19 protein-coding genes are annotated in these 19,712 nt (G+C 36.9%); 12 read left to right on the forward strand and 7 right to left on the reverse strand.

What is annotated here, in order from left to right:
- Positions 1-51: 51 nt before the first annotated feature.
- Entirely contained in the window at positions 52-645 is a 594-nt protein-coding gene (locus IE222_RS22295) for a DUF2238 domain-containing protein (protein ID WP_191276585.1), read from the reverse strand.
- 15 nt (positions 646-660) lie between these two features.
- Complete coding sequence (locus IE222_RS22300; RefSeq protein WP_191276586.1) at positions 661-1,227, reverse strand: DUF2238 domain-containing protein; 567 nt, start codon at positions 1,225-1,227, stop codon at positions 661-663.
- Positions 1,228-1,373: 146 nt separating this feature from the next.
- Here IE222_RS22300 and IE222_RS22305 point away from each other — a divergent pair, with 146 nt between their 5' ends.
- Positions 1,374-1,994, forward strand: a complete 621-nt coding sequence (locus IE222_RS22305) for a GntR family transcriptional regulator (RefSeq protein ID WP_191276587.1) — start codon at positions 1,374-1,376, stop codon at positions 1,992-1,994.
- Between the two features lie 48 nt (positions 1,995-2,042).
- On the opposite strand, the gene IE222_RS22310 is transcribed toward IE222_RS22305, so the two are convergent.
- Both IE222_RS22310 and IE222_RS22315 read right to left on the reverse strand, forming a co-directional pair.
- Positions 2,043-3,593: an ABC transporter permease/substrate-binding protein gene (locus tag IE222_RS22310; protein WP_191276588.1), complete on the reverse strand. Its 1,551-nt coding sequence runs from the start codon at positions 3,591-3,593 to the stop codon at positions 2,043-2,045.
- A complete protein-coding gene (locus IE222_RS22315) occupies positions 3,593-4,717 on the reverse strand; it encodes an ABC transporter ATP-binding protein (RefSeq protein WP_191276589.1) in 1,125 nt (374 codons plus the stop codon). Before IE222_RS22315 ends, IE222_RS22310 begins: the two co-directional genes overlap by 1 nt.
- Before the next feature lie 164 nt (positions 4,718-4,881).
- Between IE222_RS22315 and IE222_RS22320 the strand changes: the two genes are divergently transcribed.
- The 5 genes from IE222_RS22320 to IE222_RS22340 all read left to right on the forward strand — a co-directional run bounded on the left by IE222_RS22320 (position 4,882) and on the right by IE222_RS22340 (position 10,590).
- Entirely contained in the window at positions 4,882-5,553 is a 672-nt protein-coding gene (locus tag IE222_RS22320) for a response regulator transcription factor (RefSeq protein WP_191276619.1), read from the forward strand.
- Positions 5,554-6,936, forward strand: coding sequence for a sensor histidine kinase (locus tag IE222_RS22325; protein WP_308435618.1), 1,383 nt, complete (start codon positions 5,554-5,556; stop codon positions 6,934-6,936). It begins immediately after the preceding gene.
- An 81-nt stretch (positions 6,937-7,017) separates the two neighbouring features.
- Positions 7,018-8,262, forward strand: coding sequence for a DHH family phosphoesterase (locus IE222_RS22330; protein ID WP_191276590.1), 1,245 nt, complete (start codon positions 7,018-7,020; stop codon positions 8,260-8,262).
- 562 nt (positions 8,263-8,824) lie between these two features.
- Entirely contained in the window at positions 8,825-9,832 is a 1,008-nt protein-coding gene (locus tag IE222_RS22335; RefSeq protein WP_191276591.1) for an acyltransferase family protein, read from the forward strand.
- Between the two features lie 302 nt (positions 9,833-10,134).
- Complete coding sequence (locus IE222_RS22340) at positions 10,135-10,590, forward strand: GreA/GreB family elongation factor (protein ID WP_191276592.1); 456 nt, start codon at positions 10,135-10,137, stop codon at positions 10,588-10,590.
- Positions 10,591-10,682: 92 nt separating this feature from the next.
- On the opposite strand, the gene IE222_RS22345 is transcribed toward IE222_RS22340, so the two are convergent.
- The gene (locus tag IE222_RS22345; RefSeq protein WP_191276593.1) at positions 10,683-11,204 is read right to left on the reverse strand and encodes a MerR family transcriptional regulator; all 522 of its coding nucleotides are present in this window, start codon (positions 11,202-11,204) and stop codon (positions 10,683-10,685) included.
- A gap of 99 nt (positions 11,205-11,303) precedes the next feature.
- Complete coding sequence (locus IE222_RS22350; protein ID WP_191276594.1) at positions 11,304-12,242, reverse strand: MerR family transcriptional regulator; 939 nt, start codon at positions 12,240-12,242, stop codon at positions 11,304-11,306.
- Between the two features lie 243 nt (positions 12,243-12,485).
- On the opposite strand from IE222_RS22350, the gene IE222_RS22355 reads away from it, so the two are divergent.
- The 5 genes from IE222_RS22355 (at position 12,486) to IE222_RS22375 (ending at position 16,320) form a co-directional block, all read left to right on the forward strand.
- Complete coding sequence (locus IE222_RS22355) at positions 12,486-13,319, forward strand: EamA family transporter (protein ID WP_191276595.1); 834 nt, start codon at positions 12,486-12,488, stop codon at positions 13,317-13,319.
- 90 nt (positions 13,320-13,409) lie between these two features.
- A complete protein-coding gene (locus tag IE222_RS22360) occupies positions 13,410-13,754 on the forward strand; it encodes a hypothetical protein (protein ID WP_191276596.1) in 345 nt (114 codons plus the stop codon).
- A gap of 133 nt (positions 13,755-13,887) precedes the next feature.
- Positions 13,888-15,387 carry an aminotransferase class V-fold PLP-dependent enzyme gene (locus IE222_RS22365; protein ID WP_191276597.1) on the forward strand — a complete coding sequence of 500 codons (1,500 nt, stop codon included), beginning with the start codon at positions 13,888-13,890 and terminating at the stop codon, positions 15,385-15,387.
- 120 nt (positions 15,388-15,507) lie between these two features.
- Entirely contained in the window at positions 15,508-15,771 is a 264-nt protein-coding gene (locus IE222_RS22370) for a metal-sensitive transcriptional regulator (protein WP_191276598.1), read from the forward strand.
- Positions 15,772-15,831: 60 nt separating this feature from the next.
- A complete protein-coding gene (locus IE222_RS22375) occupies positions 15,832-16,320 on the forward strand; it encodes a L,D-transpeptidase family protein (RefSeq protein ID WP_191276599.1) in 489 nt (162 codons plus the stop codon).
- A gap of 97 nt (positions 16,321-16,417) precedes the next feature.
- On the opposite strand, the gene IE222_RS22380 is transcribed toward IE222_RS22375, so the two are convergent.
- Positions 16,418-16,951, reverse strand: a complete 534-nt coding sequence (locus IE222_RS22380; RefSeq protein ID WP_191276600.1) for a YceI family protein — start codon at positions 16,949-16,951, stop codon at positions 16,418-16,420.
- 384 nt (positions 16,952-17,335) lie between these two features.
- Between IE222_RS22380 and helD the strand changes: the two genes are divergently transcribed.
- Positions 17,336-19,669, forward strand: a complete 2,334-nt coding sequence (helD, locus tag IE222_RS22385) for an RNA polymerase recycling motor HelD (RefSeq protein ID WP_191276601.1) — start codon at positions 17,336-17,338, stop codon at positions 19,667-19,669.
- Positions 19,670-19,712 lie beyond the last annotated feature (43 nt).

Below are 19,712 nucleotides of genomic sequence, written 5' to 3' on the forward strand. Positions count from 1 at the left end.
TATATAATCAAAAAAGCAGTGCAAACGAGAACGTTTAGCCTGCTTTTTTGATTATACGGAAGGCAGCTCTTTGCTTTTTTTCAATTTAAGCTTTGTTCTGATACCACTCCAGCAGGCGATAATAAGACCCCCGCCTGTATCGGCAATCAGGTCTGTCATTGTATCCTTATTGCCACCTCCCTGTAAACTCATGCCTAAAAACTGATCACAGCTAAATTCATAGATTTCCCATAATACCCCGCCAAGGGCGGCAAATGAAAGGGTAAACCAAAATACAAACCAAGGGGAAATGGCATTTCCAGCATTTCGGTGGATCAATCTTTCGTATAAAGCAATCCCTGCAAAGGCGATGATTCCGCCGCTGATAAAATGAACAAATGTATCCCACCATCCGAGCCCATACCAGCCTCTGAGTGAGCCTAGATACTGTGACATTACTAAGAAAATTAGATAGGAAATGACAATCGGCAGGTTAAACTTTAGTTTTGTAAACAGTGCAAGTATTAGTGGTATGGCACCGCAGACCATACCGCCAATGGAAATCGTAAATTTAAACGATTCTCCTTGATTGAAGTAGTACACTGCTAAAATAGCCATGAAGATGACATACAAGGCACTTAAACTGATGACAAGTTTCCGCTTCATTTTGAACCCCTCCTTCTAAATATTCTTTTTTCGATACAGTGAATAGATACTAACAAGGAATCCGCCGGCCATGCCCCATAATAAATCCATCATTGTATCTTTATTTCCGCCTCTTTGCATTGTATGTGTAAAGGTTAAATCACCAACGAATTCATAAGTTTCCCATATTACGCTGGATAAAACCGCGAGTGAAAGGACGAAAAGAACCAGAATCCATACCGATACATCGTTTCTAACTTTTTCGGGTATAAGCCGTTTAAAAAGGACAATCCCTACAAATCCAATGAAAATCCCTTTATAGAAATGCAGGGTAGAATCCCACCATTTAACATGGAGGTAAAAGCTCGAGATGGAACCCAGATACAAAGAACAAAACAGAAACAGATAATAGCCGATTATAATTGGTATGTTAAAAGGATTTTCATTCAATTTTAATAATAGAAGCGGCAAAACGCTGACTAAAATCCCGCCAAGAGCTACCTGCCATCTAGAGGAATCACCTTTTATCAAGTAGTAAATGAATAGTGCTGCCATAAAGATGACAAATAAGATGCTTAACCAGATGATGAGTTTTCGTTTCATAAAGGCACCTCGATTCTGGGAGTTACTTTCAATTATGTCCAATTTTTCATCATTCTAATGGTTTTACATGCAGCTGGATACAACGTATAGTGATATATATACCCGCAAAACGACAAATGATTAAATGAATTTAGGTGGTGGATGCTATGCAAAGGGCACAAATACCTACATATGAGCGTATAGCAATTGATTTAGCAAATCGTATATACGACGGGGAATTAAAGGAAGGGGAAAAAATCTATGGCAGGTCTACTCTTGCCAGTGAATACAAGGTATCTCCGGAAACAGTAAGAAGGGCAATTAAAATATTAGAGGATGTGGAAATTGTCCATTCCACAAAGGGAAGCGGGATTGTGATTGCTTCAAAGGAAAAAGCTTTCAAATACATATCGCGCTTTTCCAACTTAGCGAGTATGAAAGAACTCGAGAAGCAAATGAATACATTGATATCCGAAAGGAACAGAATGGATGAACAAATATATGAAACACTTCGAAAAATTATGGATTACTCCGGTAAGCTTCGACATACAAATCCATTAACTCCGATTGAAGTAGATGTCTTTCCAGGCTGTCAGCATATTGGTAAGTCGATTTCGGAATTGAAGTTTTGGCAGAATACTGGAGGTACAGTAATCGGAATAAAGCGTAATGGGGAATTAATCATTTCACCAGGACCATATGCTTCTATTTTAGAGAATGATGTTTTACTTGTTATTGGTGACGAAAAAACATATGACCGCGTAGTTCACTTTTTATCCGAACAATAAAAAAGAAGCCTGCTTGTGTGTAGAAGCAGGCTTCTTCTTTGTTATGAATTAATCTATTAACTCTTCATTTTGTAAAAATTCCTTTGCTACTTTCGCTGGAGACTGTTTTAAGCTATCAACTTTATAATTCAACTCACGCATTTTATCTTCTGTTAGCTTTCCAGTAAGAGAGTTTAACACTTTTTCGAGTTCCGGGTGTTCTTTAAGTGTTTCATCTTTTACGATTGGAACAGCATAATAAGGTGGGAAAAAGTTTTTATCATCTTGTAAAAGCTTCAAGTCAAATGCTTTAATTAATCCATCCGTAGAGAAGGCATCAATGACATCACTTTTATGGTTATCTAAGGCCGTGTAACGTAAACCGCCATCAACTGCTTTTACTTTTTTAAAATTCATATTATACGTTTTCGTCAGTCCTTTTAAACCATCTTCCCGTGTTGAAAATTCAATGGTTGGTCCAACAGTCAACTGATCACTGACTTTTGCCAAATCAGATACTGTTTTTAATCCATATTTTTTCGCGGTGTCCTGGCGAACTGCCATTGCATACGTGTTATTAAAACCAAGCGGCTGAAGCCATTTTATTCCGTATTTTTGCTGGAATTCCTTTTGAACATAGTCAAAAACCTTATCCGGGTTATTAATTGGTTTCTGGTTTAAGATGCTGACAAATGCAGTTCCAGTATATTCAACATACATATCAACATCACCTTTATTGATCGCGCTGAAGGTTACTTGGGATCCGCCAAGGTTCAGTTTTCTTTCCACTTGAATATCGGTCTTCGCTTCTATTAAATCGGCCATGATATTGCCTAATATTAATTGCTCATTGTAATTTTTTGAACCAATTACAATCTTATCTTTTGCATTTGCTTTTGAAAAAATCGTAAAGCTACCGGCTGCAATTAACAGCACTGCAGCAAACGAAACGATTAATTTCTTTGTTTTTTTACCTGTTGTGGATTTTTGCTTTCCTTTATAGGATAGAGTTGTTTCAAGCTTTCCTACAACAAAGTCAATTACTAAAGCAAGCAGGCAGGCAGGGATTGCCCCGGCTAAAATCATAGCATTGTCTACGGATTGTACCCCGGAAAAGACGAGATAACCAAGACCGCCTGCGCCGACAAATGCAGCAATCGTCATTAAACCAACGGCGGTTACTGCTGATATTCTAATACCTGCCATAATCATCGGAAATGCCAGCGGCAGCTGGATTTTTCTCATCGTTTGACTCTTTGTAAGTCCGATACCTTTGGCAGCTTCTAGAATGTCACGATCAATATTTGTCAATCCGGTAAACGTGTTTTTAACAATCGGCAGAAGTGAATACAGGACGACCATGATAATTGCAGGTGTACTGCCGATACCAATAAACGGGATTAAAAATCCGAGCAAGGCTAAACTTGGAATCGCTTGTATCACATTCGTTGTTCCAATAATTGGCTTTGAAAGCTTAGGCTCTCTTGAAATTAATATTCCGAGCGGAATCCCGACCACTGTTGCGATTAATACTGAAATGACACTTAAATAAATATGCTGCCCTATCAATGTTAAAATTTGATCATAATTTGTTGCAATATAATTCCATAAATCACTCATTAAAAAGCCACCTCCATGTCAATTAATTGGCTGCTTAAGGCAGATAATATGCTGCTTCTAGTAATTAGACCGATTAATTGATCTCGATCGTTTACTACTGGCACATAGCCGATTCGGTGTTCATTCATCGTTGCCAAAACGGAAATTAAATTAGCATCATGTGAAACAGAAAGAACATTTTTTTCCATAACGTCCTCAACCGTAGTGTTACGGTTTAACAGTTTAATCCCTTTTAAAGTCACTAAACCAATTAATAGATTATTTTTGTCTGTTACCATTAAACTATCAACCTTATTTTCTTTCATAATTTCAAGCGCCTGAAGAATATTGCGCTTTGCCGTGATTTTAACCGGATTTGGAATCATAAAGTCTTCAGCTATCAATAATTCTGGATTATTCCAAATTCTACGTTTTCCGATAAAATCAGCGACAAATTCATTGGCGGGATTTTTGAGGATATTTTCAGGTGTATCAAATTGGAGAATATCGCCATCTTTTAAAAGACAAATTCTGTCTGCTATTTTAATAGCTTCATCCATATCATGGGTAACAAATATGATGGTTTTGTTTAATTCCTTTTGCATTTGGAAGAGTTCATCTTGAAGCGATTGCCTGGTTACGGGGTCCAACGCACTGAAAGGTTCATCCATTAAAATAATATCAGAGTCCGTTGAAAAGGCTCTGGCAACACCGACTCTTTGCTGCTGGCCCCCAGAGAGTTCCTTCGGATATCTGTTTTTATATTCCTTTGGATCAAGCCCTACCATTTGAAGTAATTCGTCTGTTTTTTTCTCAATCGCTTTAGGATTCTCCCCTTTAAGCTTCGGTATTAACTCCACATTATCTTTAATAGTCATATGTGGAAATAACCCTGTATTTTGAATTACATAGCCGATATTTCGCCGCAGTTCAATTGGATTCATTGACGCAATATCTGTACCATTAACAAAAATTTGTCCTGATGTCGGCTGAATTAATTTGTTAATCATTTTTAACAAGGTTGTTTTCCCGCATCCGCTAGGACCGATAAACACTACGAGTTCGCCGGCATTAACTTTTAAAGAAAATGGATTAATAATCGTTTTTGTGCGATACCTTTTAACAATATTTTTAAATTCTATCAAGTAAAGATTCCTCCTTTTTTAAAAGTAACAACTTAATCGTAACACATAAGTTGTTTGTTTGTCGAAATAAAAATCTGGAAACGACTCATGGACTAATTCTTTTAAAAAAATGATTCATTAGGTAAACTGTTATCATAGTAAAGAAAATGAATCGGGTGTTAGATTTGAAAACAATCTTAATTGTGGACGATGATGTACATATTCGTGAATTGGTAAATAGTATTTTGATGAAAGAAGGATTTAAGGTCATACAGGCGGAAAATGGAATGTTTGCACTGGAGCGACTGCAAGAAGTTTTATGTGATTTAGCAATCGTCGATATCATGATGCCTGTTATGAATGGGTATCTTTTAACGAATGAAATTCGAAAACTTTATGATTTGCCGATTATTTTGTTAACAGCGAAGGCTCAGATTGAAGATAAGCAAAAAGGTTTTGAAGCCGGTACAGATGATTATTTAATAAAGCCTTTTGAGCCGAAGGAGTTAGTTTTTAGGGTAAATGCGCTGCTTAGAAGATACGGAATTTCTGGAGAAGCCAATATTCATTTAGGCACTTTATTCATAAACAAAAAAAGCTACGAGGTAAACATAAAAGAGAAAACGTTTATTCTCCCGCTGAAGGAATTTGAATTGTTAGCATTCCTTGCGTCTCATCCAAACCAGGTATTCAGCAGGGGCCATTTGATTGAGAAGGTGTGGGGGCTTGATTTCGATGGAGATGAACGTACCGTAGATGTTCATATTAAACGTTTGCGGGAACGTTTTGCCGGAACTGCCGAAGATTTTATGATTAAAACCATCCGAGGGGTAGGCTATTCTCTGGAGGTTCTATAAATGATCATGAAATCTTTATATAGTAAATTTGCTTTTATTACGATAATGATTATGATTGTCAGCGGGATTATATCGTTTTTTTTATCAAATGCCTATTATCAGGTCAAATTAAAGCAGCAGAATGATGCGAAAATTACTAATTTTGCACTTGAAATTGCGGACTTTGCCGGGAAGCATCCAGTTATCAGCTTAGAGGAATATTTTGACCATGTTGGCACAATTGGCTACCAACTCCTAGTGATTACTGCGGATGGTAACCGGCAATATTTTGGGTCACCATTTAGAAAACGTAATCTCCCAGTTGAGATTCCTAAGAAGGTTTTACAAGGAGAAATCTATCATGGGATTCGAGAGTTTCCACATAAAACCTTTGTTACCGGCTTTTTTGCGAATGAATTGAAAAATTCGGTGGGTGTTCCTTTTGAATACCAAGGGAAAAAGTATGCGTTATTTATTAGACCCGACATCAAGCTGATGTTTAATGAAATGCATGTACTCTTTGGCTGGCTGCTGATTCTTTCCATTTTGCTAAGTATTGTCTTCGTTCTGATTAGTACGAAATTTCTTGTTGAACCAATTAGAAAATTAAATCGTGCGACCAAGGAAATTTCAGAAGGAAACTTTTCCATCAAACTTGATATTGACAGAAGAGATGAACTTGGACATTTAGCTGCTAATTTTACGTCAATGTCGGAAAAATTAGCCCGGGTAGACATGCTTCGCAGAGAACTTATTTCGAATATTACCCATGATATTCAATCGCCGCTGACAAATATTAAGGGCTATATAAAGATGCTCGAGGATACTCAGAAAGACGAGCGGGAAAAACGGCAATCTATAAAAATTGTACAGTCAGAGGTAGACCGTCTATCGGAGATGACGAAGCAGCTTTTACTTTTATCCTCCATTGAAAGTAAAAGGGATTTAATGGACGTGGAAAAAGTGAATATTGCAAGTCAAATAAAGACGGTTATTCATCAATACCAATGGAGCATGATGGAAAAAGGAATCATGATTAGTTTTACGCTGCCGAATACGAGTATTTCGGGTGACCCGAACTTGTTATATTCAGTCTGGGAAAACCTAATAACAAATGCGATTAAATACAATCGGGAAAATGGATCCATTGATGTACAGCTAATTGAAGAGGATTCCCAGGTGACCGTAATTGTAAAAGATACAGGTATTGGTATGAACGAAGCGGAGAAGGATAGAATCTTTGACCGCTTTTACCGTGCCGATCGATCACGGGATCGTTCAGTGCAAGGCACGGGACTTGGGTTATCAATTGTGAAGTCAATTATAGACCTTCATCATGGGGACATAGAGATTGAAAGCGAAACAGGGGAAGGAACATTGATTAAGGTAATTATACCTAAATAGTGTTATTGTAATGTGGTATAAGTTTCACAATTAGATACCAAACTAATTTTTATGGAAATATAATGGAATGGTGGTAAACAAATGGTTAAACTTTTTACGGACATTGATTTAGATGGATTGGGCTGCGGGGTGATAGCGAAAATCGCATTTGGAGAACATGTGAAGGTATCTTATTGTTCGTATCGTAATCTTAATCAACGAGTAGAGGCATTTATTTCGAATCCAGAGAATAATAAGGAAGATACATACATCACAGATCTTGCTGTGAATTCTGAGGTTGAGAAGAAATTAGCTGAACGGCACCGGACGGGGAAGCATATTCAAGTGATTGACCATCATGTAACGGCAATGCATTTCAATGAGTACGATTGGGGAATTGTGAAACCTGAATATGAAAATGGGAAAAAGACATGTGCGACTTCCTTATTTTATGATTATTTAATTGAACAAGGGAAGATCACGAGGAATCAGACCCTTGAGGAATTTATTGATTTAGTGCGGCAATACGATACATGGGAGTGGGATGAAACTAATAATTTGGCTGCAAAAAGGTTGAATGATTTGTTTTACATCATAAACAGAGAACAATTTGAAGAGGAAATGATTAAAAGAATTACAGAAAATACCGGGTCGTTTACATTTACAGACACCGAAACGATGATTCTGGATATTGAGGAGAAAAAGATCCAGCGGTATATACAATCAAAAAGCAGACAAATGATACAGACCTTTTTTGGAGATCTCTGCATTGGTATTGTTCATGCTGAACAGCATTTATCGGAACTTGGGAATGCCTTAAACAATCTTAACCCTCATTTGGATATGATAGCTTTATTAAATGTAGGTACAAAGAAAATTGGTTTCAGAACAATACATGATGAAATAAATGTAGCGGATTTTGCCAAACGGTTTGGTGGAGGCGGGCACCCAAAAGCCTCTGGTGCTGATCTGACTGCTGAAGTATTTAAAGCTTTTGTTGTAGATGTGTTTGATGTATTGCCGCCAAAACCGGATGCTGATCGGAATGAATGTAATGTAAAAGAATCCCCGATTGTAACCAGCTATCAAAACCATCATGATGAGATATCGTTTATTCTTCCTAATACTAGCGGGACGTATGTAATTTTTCATAATGGAGAGAAAATTGAGCAAAAATTTTCTTCGTTTAAGGATGCGGAACGGTTTATTAAGAGAAATTATTCCTCTTGGCTAAGATATGATCAAGAGTATCTTAGACAACTGGCGTCCCTGTTTAATATTACATTAGACGAATTAAAGGAAAATTACCAAGAGATTGTAAGTAATCGATTAATGGATATCATCTAAACGGAAAAAGGGCTTTAGAGTCTGTATGGCAGTGTTCCCCCATACAAACCTTAAAGGCTTTTTTCTTTTTGGCTGTGTAAAGGTCATTGTTGATTTTTTAACACTGTTGATTTGAGCGGAAGGCGCGAAGACTCCTCGAAAATGCTGGCGCATTTCCTTCGTGCGTGGGCAAGTTCGAGGATGTATGTAATTCAATGTCCTGCGGGAGTAGGGGGCAGGGGAGACCCCACAGGCGCCTAAGCGCCGAGGGAGGCTCGACGGAACGCCCGCGGAAAGCGAAGCGCCTGCAGCGTAAATCAACAGACAAGTTTAACACAGCCTTCTTTTTAAAGTAGTTATTTTTTCATAGGAAAAAATAATTATTATTGCGGTATTGTAAATATATTGCAACCAAACGTTATTTTTCTAACATCATTCTGTAATAGTTATAGGGTAATATGATAAAAAGGGTAATTCAACTCAGTTTTCAATAAGAGGACTGTATTTATTTAAACTGTAGACAAAATATAATTATAATTTTAAAATACCTTTTGATAAATCTTATTTACAGAGGTGATAATAAATGGCTTCTCCATCAAAAAGGAGTAAGTATTTTGATAACGCCAAATTTATCTTAATTTTTCTTGTTGTATTTGGGCATGTGATTAGTCCGCTAAAGGAAAAAGACGGAGTACTGTTTACCATATATACCTTTATATATCTCTTTCATATGCCGGCTTTTATTTTTATCTCAGGTTACTTTTCAAAAGGCTTTAAGAAAAAAGGGTATATTCAAAAGACTGTGAAGAAAATACTGCTGCCGTATTTTATTTTTCAAATATTATATTCCGTTTTTTATTTTCTAAGCGGCAAAGAAGAAACACTTCATTTTGATTTATTCCAGCCGCATTGGACTTTGTGGTTCTTATTAAGTCTATTCTGTTGGAATTGCATGCTGTATCTTTTTGCTCGATTAAAATGGAAGGGTGTAGCTGCGGCTTTTTTTATTGGAATTATCGTTGGCTACATTGATCAAATAGGAAGCTTTTTAAGTTTATCGAGAACCTTTGTTTTCTTTCCCTATTTCCTGATCGGCTTTTTGATAAACGGAGAACAGTTAAAGCGTATTATTAAAAATAATTATTCTCTGCCTATTGGAATAGTAGTGATCGCAGCAACATTTTTCTTCTTTAACCATGGCTTTCCAGACAATGCGGTACCATGGCTTTTAGGAGACCGTTCCTATACAGCTATGGGGATTGACCATTTAGGTGCCGGCTTATATCGGGGATTGCAGTATATATTAACTATTATTGTGATTTTTGGGTTTTTAACATTCATACCTTCCATTCATTTGAAACTAACAAAAATTGGTGAGAGAACCCTTTATATCTATTTGTTCCACGGGTTTATCATTAAATCACTTTCTACGTTTATCCCTAAAAAAGGTTTATCGGTTATTTCAGATCAATATTTGCTCCTAGTTTGTTTTTCATTTATTGTCTGTTTGTTTTTAGGTAGTTATATTGTGAAAAAATTTACGAAACCAATTGTTGAACCCAATTTGTCTTATAGTACCGGCGGCCATTAACTCCTTATCATGAAAAGCGATTTTCTAATGAGAATCGCTTTTTGCTGTTCAAGTTTTGGAATTGAAGGATTTTGTTGTATAGATATGGTAATATTGTGTTAAGTCTTCCAATCATTTAAAGCTTAAGCTTTTTTCCTTTCTAATAACAATAAACAGCGGCATTTCAATATCTGTGTGGAGAGCTTTTGTTTATAGTGTGCATTTGGAAGGTTCATTTTTTTTTTTATTAAGGAGGAATTTTACGATGAAAAGAATTATGAAGGTCTGCAGAAGGTTTGATCATAGTAAGGGGGCTATCTATTATGAACCATAGTAAGGAGTTTTTTACCGAACAATTAGCCTATATTGAAGAAAATATAAAGGATTTAACAAATCTTTATATTTCCTCAACCCCTATCCAGGAAAGACTAAAGCACTTTTTTAACCGATATATTTTAGAAGTAGAGGGCTTATTGAAACAAAATCGAAATCATGCAGTTATTTCATTTTATCCCATGGTTTATATTGGGACAAAGGTCACCGTCTTTTATGATGATGAAGAGGACACGGAAGACTATTGTATTTGTTTTCCTGATGAGTCAGATCCGGACAAAGGATTCATTTCCTTTTTATCTCCCGTTGGAAGACAGCTGCTTTTGAAAGGACTTGGGGATAAAATGTCACTGAAGATTCCAACAGGTGAATTGCAAGTGACGGTTAAAGAAATATCTTATGTAGGCGATTTATTCGGATTGGAAAGAAGGAAGAAAGAAGCCTAAACAATAAATTTCCTTTTTCATTTCAAATAAAATGACCGAATGTTTTTACGCTCGGTCATTTTATTTATAATGCCTTTTAAATGTGAACATATCTATAACCCAAATAGCGAGCTCACAAAATTTTTCTTCTTCCTTTTTATCTTGCCATCACCCAAAACATGAAGTTTTTCTAATGTAGGTGCAGCTTTAAGTGTATTTAATTCTTGTTGAAGCATGACAATTGTATCGTTAAGCTTTGTAATTTGAGTTTGCAAGTCTTCAATTTCTCTCCGGTGCTGCAGAAGCTGATAAGAGGTAACGGAATCTGCTTTTGCATGGAGATTTAATTCTATTTCCTTTACCTTGGTTATTAAAAATTCGATTCTTTGATCATCTTCGATTGTCTTTACTGTCCCTTTTCGTGAATTTTTCTTCTCCGTCACCGGGGCAATATCTTGCAGAATAGCTCCGTTTTGAAGTTGTTCCTGGATATTTTTTAATAATTGAATATCCTCATCTTTAAAATAATAATGTCCACGGTCATTTCGTTCCATGGGCAGACCCAGCTGCTTTACCCAACGCTGTACTGTACTGACAGATACCCCGAGTAACTTAGCTACTTCAGTTGAATTCACGATAATCCCTCCAATGAAATAATAGCCAGTGACAATAAAGAACAGAATGCAGGATGGTGGGAATTCCATATGAAAGGCGATAAATTTGATTTAAATAATTTAGGACCAGAATTTCCACCACTTTTTTTCCTTTGCTGCTGCAACATCTCTAAAATTTGTTAACATTTGCTGAAAGGCAGCTTCCCTATGACTTATTTCGTGAAGATATTGCTGTCGTTCCTCTACGAAGAATTCTCGATCAAGGGAAATAGCCTCGGTTAGTCCGGATAATTCATTGTTCGTGTAATCGATTGTATGGGAAAGATTATTCGTCGTCTCAGCTAATTGCTTCGATAAAGCCGATATTTCATCTGAGGTTTCAATTGAAACGTTTTTAATGCTGTTTGACAGATACTGTAATTTATCAGCAGTCAATTCTGACGCCTTTTCAACGGTTTCTGACAGTTCATCAATCTCGGCCTTTGTATTGGCATTATATTTATAGATCGAATCAGAAATGGTTTTAACCGTATGAAGATTCCCTTTCGAAATTTCTTTCTTTACCTCCTCTATAATTTCTTTACGGACAACCGTGCGGAGTTCCTCTTTTACTTCATTAATAAAATTGGTTTTAAAGGTATCGACTGCTTCCAATAACATACTGACATTATGATTATTTTCATTGTTTATAGGAACGGGTGTGACCGTTTCCGCAGGAATTATTTCTACATTAACTTCGGCTGGTTCTGAAGTAACGGTTTTTTGCTGTAAATCGGATACATCGATTTTTTCGGATAAATCCTGAATTACGGATTCAACCTCACTCTCAGGAGCCAATTTCTTTTGTAGGTGATTTCGAATCATCTCTTTGCTTAATTTTTGAACATACATTTCCCTAATTTCAAGCAGCAGCCCAATTTCGGTATCTGAATAGATACGTGCACCCTGTTTAGAGCGGGGAATCTCAATTAATTCACTTAATTCTTTTTCCCATTGTCTAATGATTCCGGGGGCTATATTAATTTTTTTAGCAACCTCTTTTAAGGTATATGTTTTCATCAAAATCCATTCCTTTCTATATCTATCTAGGAAAAAATTTGTCTATGTTTATGTAATTCACCATTCGGTATCCTTTTTTCCTGCTGCTTGACAAAAGCTTTCAAAACAAGACTAGATGTAAGAAATAACAACATATTTTGCGGGTCTTACTACATGAATCTATAATTTTTTGAAAATATGATTGAGATTTGTAGAAAACAGGTTTATATTTGTAATGGAAATAGACAAGAGAGAAGGATCAACATGTGGATTGCGGCAGCGTTTGTTACAATGTTTTGCTTTGGTGCAAATAATACAATCTTTAAATGGAGTACTAGGAACGGCTATTCTAAAGTTCATATTCAGCTGTACTTTTATTTCACGGCATTCATATTAACAATAGGTTTTGGGATTTTTAAAGGAGTACACATTGGTCTGACGGCTATTTTACTCGGAGCCATTATTGGCATCTTGAATGCAAATGGAAATATTCAGATGTCAAAAGCATTTGAAAAAGGCCCTGCCAGTTTAACATCACCCATTATCGGAACGAATGCTATTTTTCCTATTTTGACTGCAGGGATTATTTTCCATGAGCAAATAACGGCATTACAATGGGTGGGAATCGTGTTTATGTTAGGCTCAGCCATTACCATTCAATATTCTCCTGCTTCAAACCGAATTATCAACTATCGTCCTTGGATTATTCGAGTCATTCTCTCGATTTTGTCCTTTGGATTATTAGGAATTTTAATGAAAACCTCTTCATTTTTGCATATTGGTTCGCTTGAGATCCTAATTGCCATGTATGGCGGGGGATGCCTCTATTTGGCAATGTGCAGTGTGGCTATGAAGGAGAAATGGCAGAAATCAGAATTGAATGTTGGTTCGCTTGTCGGCATAATCAGCTTTTTTGGATATAGCAGCTATTTCTATGCACTGCAAACAGGGACAGCAAGCATCGTTTTTCCAATTGTCAGTTTAAATTGTTTGATTGTTGTTCTTGCCGGCTTGTTGTTTTTTAAAGAAAAATTAAAAGGCTATCAATTGGTCGGGGTCTTTACCGCGTTGCTGGGGATTATTTTTACAAAATTATAATCTATGAAAACACATTGTAAACTGTGCGAAACTTCCATGTAATCAATTATCGATATAATAAGGAAAAACACTTATCGTGCGGGGGTTTATATGGAAGAAACGATGATAAAATCCTATCTTCAGAAATCATTAGAAGATTGGAAGGACGATATATTACAGGTTCTAGATGAAATAGAAAGAGAGTATGAAGAAGTAGCACAGGAATTAAAGGTATATTCATATAAATATGGGATCACTAAGCAAGTGATTCAATCGACCGTAAATGAAGAAATTATCGAAAAAATTCGTGAGATGTACCATAAACCATTTGAAGAAAGTTATAACCAACTTAAGGAATACATACGTGATTTGGAAGAAAAAAAGCGGGTTTTTCAAATGTTTATTCAAAAAATTGATGAGGTAACAAGAAAAGAATCGGCAAAGATTGCAACTTAATAAGGAAACGAAGGCGGCCAAAATTTTTGGGCGTCTTTTCACTAGGAATAAGCAAATTTTCGAATACCTTACCACTGAAAAAGGTTCCTGCATATATTGATAAGCAGAACAAAAAGTGGAGGTGGCAGGAAACATGATTACGGTGAATCTAGGGAGTAAAACATATCGGATTCCAGAAAATCTTGAACGCTATTTTCAAACATTTCGTTCGGGGACCATAGGTATGAATCAAGAATTCGATTCTCCTTTTGGGAAAAAGAAAATCTTATATGCTGATTGGACGGCGAGCGGGCGCCTTTACAGACCGATAGAACAAAAAATTTCCGAAGTGTTTGGGCCTTATATGGCCAATACCCATACAGAATCAAATATTACTAGTTTAATGATGACCGGTATTTATAAGCAGTCAAAAGAAATAATTAAAGAACATGTGAATGCCGACCCGCATGATGTGGTGATTCTTGACGGCTTTGGAATGACGTCTGTTATTAATAAATTTCAGAGGATATTAGGGATTCGAGTGCATGAACAATGGAAATCCCGGCTAAAGATTTCTGAGCGGGAAAGACCTATTATTTTCCTGACGCATTTGGAGCATCATTCGAATCAAACGTCTTGGATTGAAACGCTTGCGGATGTAGAAATCATAAAGGCAGATGATGAGGGCAATGTTGATGTTACTCATTTAAAACAATTATTACGTCGTTATAAAAACCGGAAAATGAAAATTGGCTCATTTTCTGCTTGTTCCAATGTAACAGGGATTCAAACGCCTATCCATCGACTAGCCAAAATCATGCATCAGCATGGCGGTATTTGTTTTGTTGATTTTGCAGCATCCGCACCATATATCAAAATGAATATGCACCCGAAAGATCCTTTGGAAAAGCTGGATGCAATCTTTTTTTCCCCCCATAAGTTCTTGGGCGGTCCGGGGGCAAGCGGGGTTTTAGTGTTTGATTCGAGGTTATATAATATTAAAATCCCAGACCATCCCGGAGGCGGAACAGTCTCCTGGACGAATCCTTGGGGCGGACATCAATATTATAATGAGATTGAACTTCGGGAAGACGGAGGTACCCCAGGAATTCTGCAGGCGATTCGAGCTGCACTTTGTATTAATTTAAAAGAGCAGATGGGGATTGATAATATCCTGAATAGAGAAAAGGAGCAGTTGGAACTTTTGCTGCCTCGGCTCGAGAAAATTCCAGGGATTCGTATCTTAGAGGGCCATTTAAAAAACAGGCTTGGAATTATTTCATTTACTATCGAAAATATTCATTATAATTTAATTGTGCGGCTGCTTAACGACCGCTACGGGATTCAAGTAAGAGGCGGCTGTTCATGTGCCGGAACATATGGTCATTATTTATTTAAGATTGATAAAAGTGCATCAAAACAAATTACCGATCAAATAAATCAAGGTAATATGTCAAATAAACCTGGATGGGTCCGTTATTCTATCCATCCAATCATGACAAATGAAGAATTACTCTTATTTACGCGTGCATTGAAGGAAATTGCTCTTAATATAGATGAATGGAAAAAGGATTATAGATATGATGCTGCTAGTAATGATTATTTTTACAACAACTTTGTAAGAGAAGATTTGACCCCATTATTTAGAATGTAAGATGAGAGAGATTGGTTTTCATTAACCAATTTCTGTATCTTGACATACCACAACCGGTTGTGTAAATTGTAATATAATACTAGTTGACAAAACTAAACACTAATCGCAGGAGTGAAAAAAATGATATATAATGATAAAGCAATCAACCGTTTAAAACGGGTTGAAGGGCAAGTTAAAGGGATCTTGAGGATGATTGAAGAGGGGAAGGACTGTAAAGAGGTAATTACTCAATTATCAGCCGCTCGATCAGCAATTGACCGTACGATTGCTGTAATTGTAAGTTCAAATCTGGAGCAATGCATCCGTAAGTCATATGAATCAGGAGAAGTTGATTCCTCAAAGCTCGTGGAAGAGGCTGTAAATCTGTTGGTGAAAAGCAGATAAAACCAAAAGTTAACGTTTGACTTGAAGGGGCATATGCTAGTGAAAAAGGTGTGACCCCAAATGATTCATATTGTGAAACCCGGTGAGACGCTTTCTTCCATTTCCGCTGATTATCGGGTTAGTTTGAACCGCCTTTATGCTGCAAACCCAGGAATCGGCCATTTGCACGCAGGTCAAAGAATCCAGATTCCTAATCTTCCAGAGCCAAATACCATCCCGTATACCATTCAAGTTTCAGTGAGTAAAAGAAGGTTAACGCTTTACCATAATGGGAAACTTGTAAAAATCTTCCCGATTGCAGTTGGAAAGATGCTGACAAGAACGCCTGCTGGGGAATATGTAATTGTCAATCGGCAAATAAATCCGGGTGGACCATTTGGGGTTATGTGGCTAAGTCTCTCTAAGCAAGGCTATGGGATTCATGGTACAAATGACCCTAGCTCCATAGGAAAAGCGGTTTCCCATGGATGCATCAGAATGTATAATCGTGATGTGCTTCAACTTTCTGGAATGGTACCAAATGGTACAAGAGTTATTATTAAACAATAGGTAGTAGGTTGAATTCTAGGCTGATTTAAAATAAATCGGCCTAAAACATTTACATATCCATTAAAAAAGAGGCTGCAGTCTGCGGCCTCCTTTTATATTACTCAGCTTTAGCAGCTTGAATTTGCAAGTTAATTTTTACTTTATCGCCAACTAGAACGCCGCCAGTCTCAAGAGCTGCATTCCATACTAAACCGAAATCAGAGCGGTTGAGTGAGCCTGTTGCACTGAAACCAACTTTTTCATTTCCCCAAGGATCTTTTCCTGAACCTTCAAATGTAACAGCAAATGTTTCTTGTTTAGTTACACCTCGAAGTGTTAAATCACCAGTTACGTCATATTCACCTTCATCTGTTTTGACGATGTTTGTTGCCTTAAATGTCATATTTGGGTGATTTTCTGCATCAAAGAAATCGGCAGAAACTAAGTGACCATCACGATCTTTATTGCGAGTGTCAACACTTGCCGTTTCAACAGTAAATTCGATAGTGGCTGTCGTTAAATCGGCTGGATCTGCTTCAATTGTTGCAGAAAAGCTTTGGAAAGAACCTTTCACATTTGCAATCATCATGTGACGAACAGAAAAGTCTACACTGCTGTGTACTGGATCAAGAGCCCATTTAGTTTTTGTCATTTTATTTCTCCTCCAAAAAATTTATTTCAATTATATTTATCTCGAATTTAAAATAACTAAATTCAAGATAAATTATAGAAGTGAATTACCATAATGTCAATTATTTTTTTAAATTCTCTATTTATTTTTAATAAATACACAGGAAATTGGTTTTAAAGGGAAACAACAGAATGGAAGTGGAGAAAAAAGACATAATAAAAACGCCTTAATCAGGCGCTGAATTCGAAGATAAAAAGTCTTGATAATAAAAAAATAGCATGATAAAATTACTTTTGGCATATATGTTAATGTTGATTTAAAAATATAATAACCCTATATTAACATTAACATAATTATTTGTGGTTGTCAACAGAATGAGCCAAATTTTATTGTGGGAGTGGTTGTATGCATGAGTTGCAAAACAAGGACTGGCAAACAGAACAGGAAAGGGTCCATTCGGTTGCGGGCGAAATAGACAAAACCATCAATAAGCTTAAAAAGAATACTGGCAGTGTAAGTTCTGATGTCCTCGAGCTGAGAAAAACTTTCTGGGAGGATGTAACCGTCAATCTTGATGAACCGGATGATGTTATAGAGACTGCCGCGAGTATAAAACAACAGGCAGAATTGCTTTCAGAACGGGAACGAACTCATAAACAATTGGCTCAACAGCTTAACACCTTGGAACGGTTAAAGTACTCTCCATACTTTGGCCGGATTGATTTTTTTGAGGATGGTGAGAAAACAGTAGATAGTGTGTATCTAGGTATTGCCTCTTTTATGGACCAAAAGGAGGAAAATTTCCTTATTTATGACTGGCGTGCACCGATTTCTAGTCTGTATTACGATTATTCTCCGGGACCAGCTCATTACCAGACTCCAGAAGGGATCATCCAGGGAGAAATGCAATTAAAACGCCAGTTCATTATTAAGGCGGCAGAAATTAAAGGAATGTTCGATACGGGTGTAACCATCGGTGATGAAATGCTTCAAGAGGTGCTTGGGAATACTGCCAGCACACAAATGAAAACTATTGTTGCCACAATTCAGCGGGAACAGAATGCCATCATTCGTAATGACAAAAATAAATTTCTAATTGTTCAAGGGGGGGCAGGAAGCGGGAAAACATCAGCTGCCCTACAGCGTGTTGCTTTTTTATTATATCGCTATCGGGGTACAATTACCTCAGAAAACATCATGCTTTTTTCACCTAACCCATTATTTAATAGTTATGTTGCGACTGTACTGCCCGAGCTTGGTGAAGAGAATATGCAGCAAACCACCTTTCAGGAATTTTTATATCAGCGGATTGGAAGGAATTTTGCCGTTGAAGATTCTTTTATCCAAATGGAATATTTACTGAATAAAGAACATGATCCGCATTATCAGACGAGAATTAATGGAATTCGCTATAAGGCAAGCCTTGATTTTAAAAATATGATTGATCAATATAGTACCAATTTATCAATCCAAGGTCTCATTTTCCGAGACTTAACCTTTAGAGGAGATCCACTTATATCTAGGAGAGACATTCATCAATATTTTTATTCGTTAGACAGAACTATCAGCATTCCGAACCGTATGCAGCTTGTGAAAGAATGGCTTTTACTGGAGCTAAAAAGGGCAATGAAAAGGGAACGAACACGCAGCTGGGTAGAGGAGGAAGTGCAATTTCTTGAGAAGGAAGACTATATGGAAGCCTTTAAAAGACTCCAGCAGAAGCAAAGGTTTTCGGATGATACATTTGATGATTTTGACCGCGAGCAAAGGCTGCTTGCGGATATGGTGGTCAAACAAAAGTTTAAACCACTATTTTCGATCGTGAAAAATTTAAGATTTATCGATATGCCAAATATTTATTTACAATTATTTAATGAAAATCAAGAGTATGCCGATGCTCTGCCAGCAGATTGGGACGAAATTTGCAGGTTAACAAGAAATCGCTTTGACGAAATGGTGATGTCATACGAAGATGCCGCGCCATATGTTTATTTGAAGGATCTGCTTGAAGGACGAAAGGTAAATACAGCCATTCGCCATATTTTCATAGATGAAGCCCAAGATTATTCGCCATTTCAGTTTGCCTATATTCGCAGGCTATTTCCTTATAGCAAAATGACGCTGCTAGGTGATTTTAATCAAGCCATTTTTTCTGGAGTAACAGAGGCTGAAACAGTGTTAAATCAGATTGTGGTTGCAGGAGAAGATGCTGCTGCGTTTAACCTCACAAAGACGTACCGCTCAACTAAAGAAATTGTGGAGTTTACTAAAGCGCTAATCCCTGGAGGGGATCAAATTGAACCATTTAACCGTGCTGGTAACAAACCAATTGTGACGTTTATAAACAAAAATAGATTAATAAATGGAATTACAGAAAAACTGAAGGATTTGCAGACGGCCGGGCACCAAACAATCGCGATTATCTGCCGTACGGCAGAGGAGAGTAAACAAGCTTTTACGGCACTGAATAAAGAGGTATCGCTTAATTTGATTGAAAAAGGGACGATTGTCTATGAAAAAGGCATCAATGTTGTTCCGTCTTATTTAGCAAAAGGAATTGAATTTGATGCTGTTATCTTGTATGATAGCTCTCAATATAACAGGGAAAGTGAACGGAAATTATTTTATACTGTATGTACTAGGGCAATGCATGAGCTTCATTTGATGACGACAAATGGAATAAGTCCCCTTATGAAGAAGGTGCCAAAAGAAACATATTTGATTGAAGATATAGACTAAAGTAAAAAGCTGTATGTTGCAATGTAGCAGCATACAGCTTTTT

Origin of the sequence: Neobacillus kokaensis, assembly GCF_014656545.1 — a bacterium.
GTDB classification, from domain to species: domain Bacteria; phylum Bacillota; class Bacilli; order Bacillales; family Cytobacillaceae; genus Neobacillus; species Neobacillus kokaensis.

Bases quoted from the DNA above. Each gene is read 5' to 3' on its own strand.
- IE222_RS22295 (WP_191276585.1), bottom strand. From the start codon at position 645: ATGAAGCGGAAACTTGTCATCAGTTTAAGTGCCTTGTATGTCATCTTC.
- IE222_RS22300 (WP_191276586.1), bottom strand. From the start codon at position 1,227: ATGAAACGAAAACTCATCATCTGGTTAAGCATCTTATTTGTCATCTTT.
- IE222_RS22305 (WP_191276587.1), top strand. From the start codon at position 1,374: ATGCAAAGGGCACAAATACCTACATATGAGCGTATAGCAATTGATTTA.
- IE222_RS22310 (WP_191276588.1), bottom strand. From the start codon at position 3,593: ATGAGTGATTTATGGAATTATATTGCAACAAATTATGATCAAATTTTA.
- IE222_RS22325 (WP_308435618.1), top strand. From the start codon at position 5,554: ATGATCATGAAATCTTTATATAGTAAATTTGCTTTTATTACGATAATG.
- IE222_RS22330 (WP_191276590.1), top strand. From the start codon at position 7,018: ATGGTTAAACTTTTTACGGACATTGATTTAGATGGATTGGGCTGCGGG.
- IE222_RS22335 (WP_191276591.1), top strand. From the start codon at position 8,825: ATGGCTTCTCCATCAAAAAGGAGTAAGTATTTTGATAACGCCAAATTT.
- IE222_RS22340 (WP_191276592.1), top strand. From the start codon at position 10,135: ATGAACCATAGTAAGGAGTTTTTTACCGAACAATTAGCCTATATTGAA.
- IE222_RS22350 (WP_191276594.1), bottom strand. From the start codon at position 12,242: ATGAAAACATATACCTTAAAAGAGGTTGCTAAAAAAATTAATATAGCC.
- IE222_RS22355 (WP_191276595.1), top strand. From the start codon at position 12,486: ATGTGGATTGCGGCAGCGTTTGTTACAATGTTTTGCTTTGGTGCAAAT.
- IE222_RS22360 (WP_191276596.1), top strand. From the start codon at position 13,410: ATGGAAGAAACGATGATAAAATCCTATCTTCAGAAATCATTAGAAGAT.
- IE222_RS22365 (WP_191276597.1), top strand. From the start codon at position 13,888: ATGATTACGGTGAATCTAGGGAGTAAAACATATCGGATTCCAGAAAAT.
- IE222_RS22370 (WP_191276598.1), top strand. From the start codon at position 15,508: ATGATATATAATGATAAAGCAATCAACCGTTTAAAACGGGTTGAAGGG.
- IE222_RS22375 (WP_191276599.1), top strand. From the start codon at position 15,832: ATGATTCATATTGTGAAACCCGGTGAGACGCTTTCTTCCATTTCCGCT.
- IE222_RS22380 (WP_191276600.1), bottom strand. From the start codon at position 16,951: ATGACAAAAACTAAATGGGCTCTTGATCCAGTACACAGCAGTGTAGAC.
- helD (WP_191276601.1), top strand. From the start codon at position 17,336: ATGCATGAGTTGCAAAACAAGGACTGGCAAACAGAACAGGAAAGGGTC.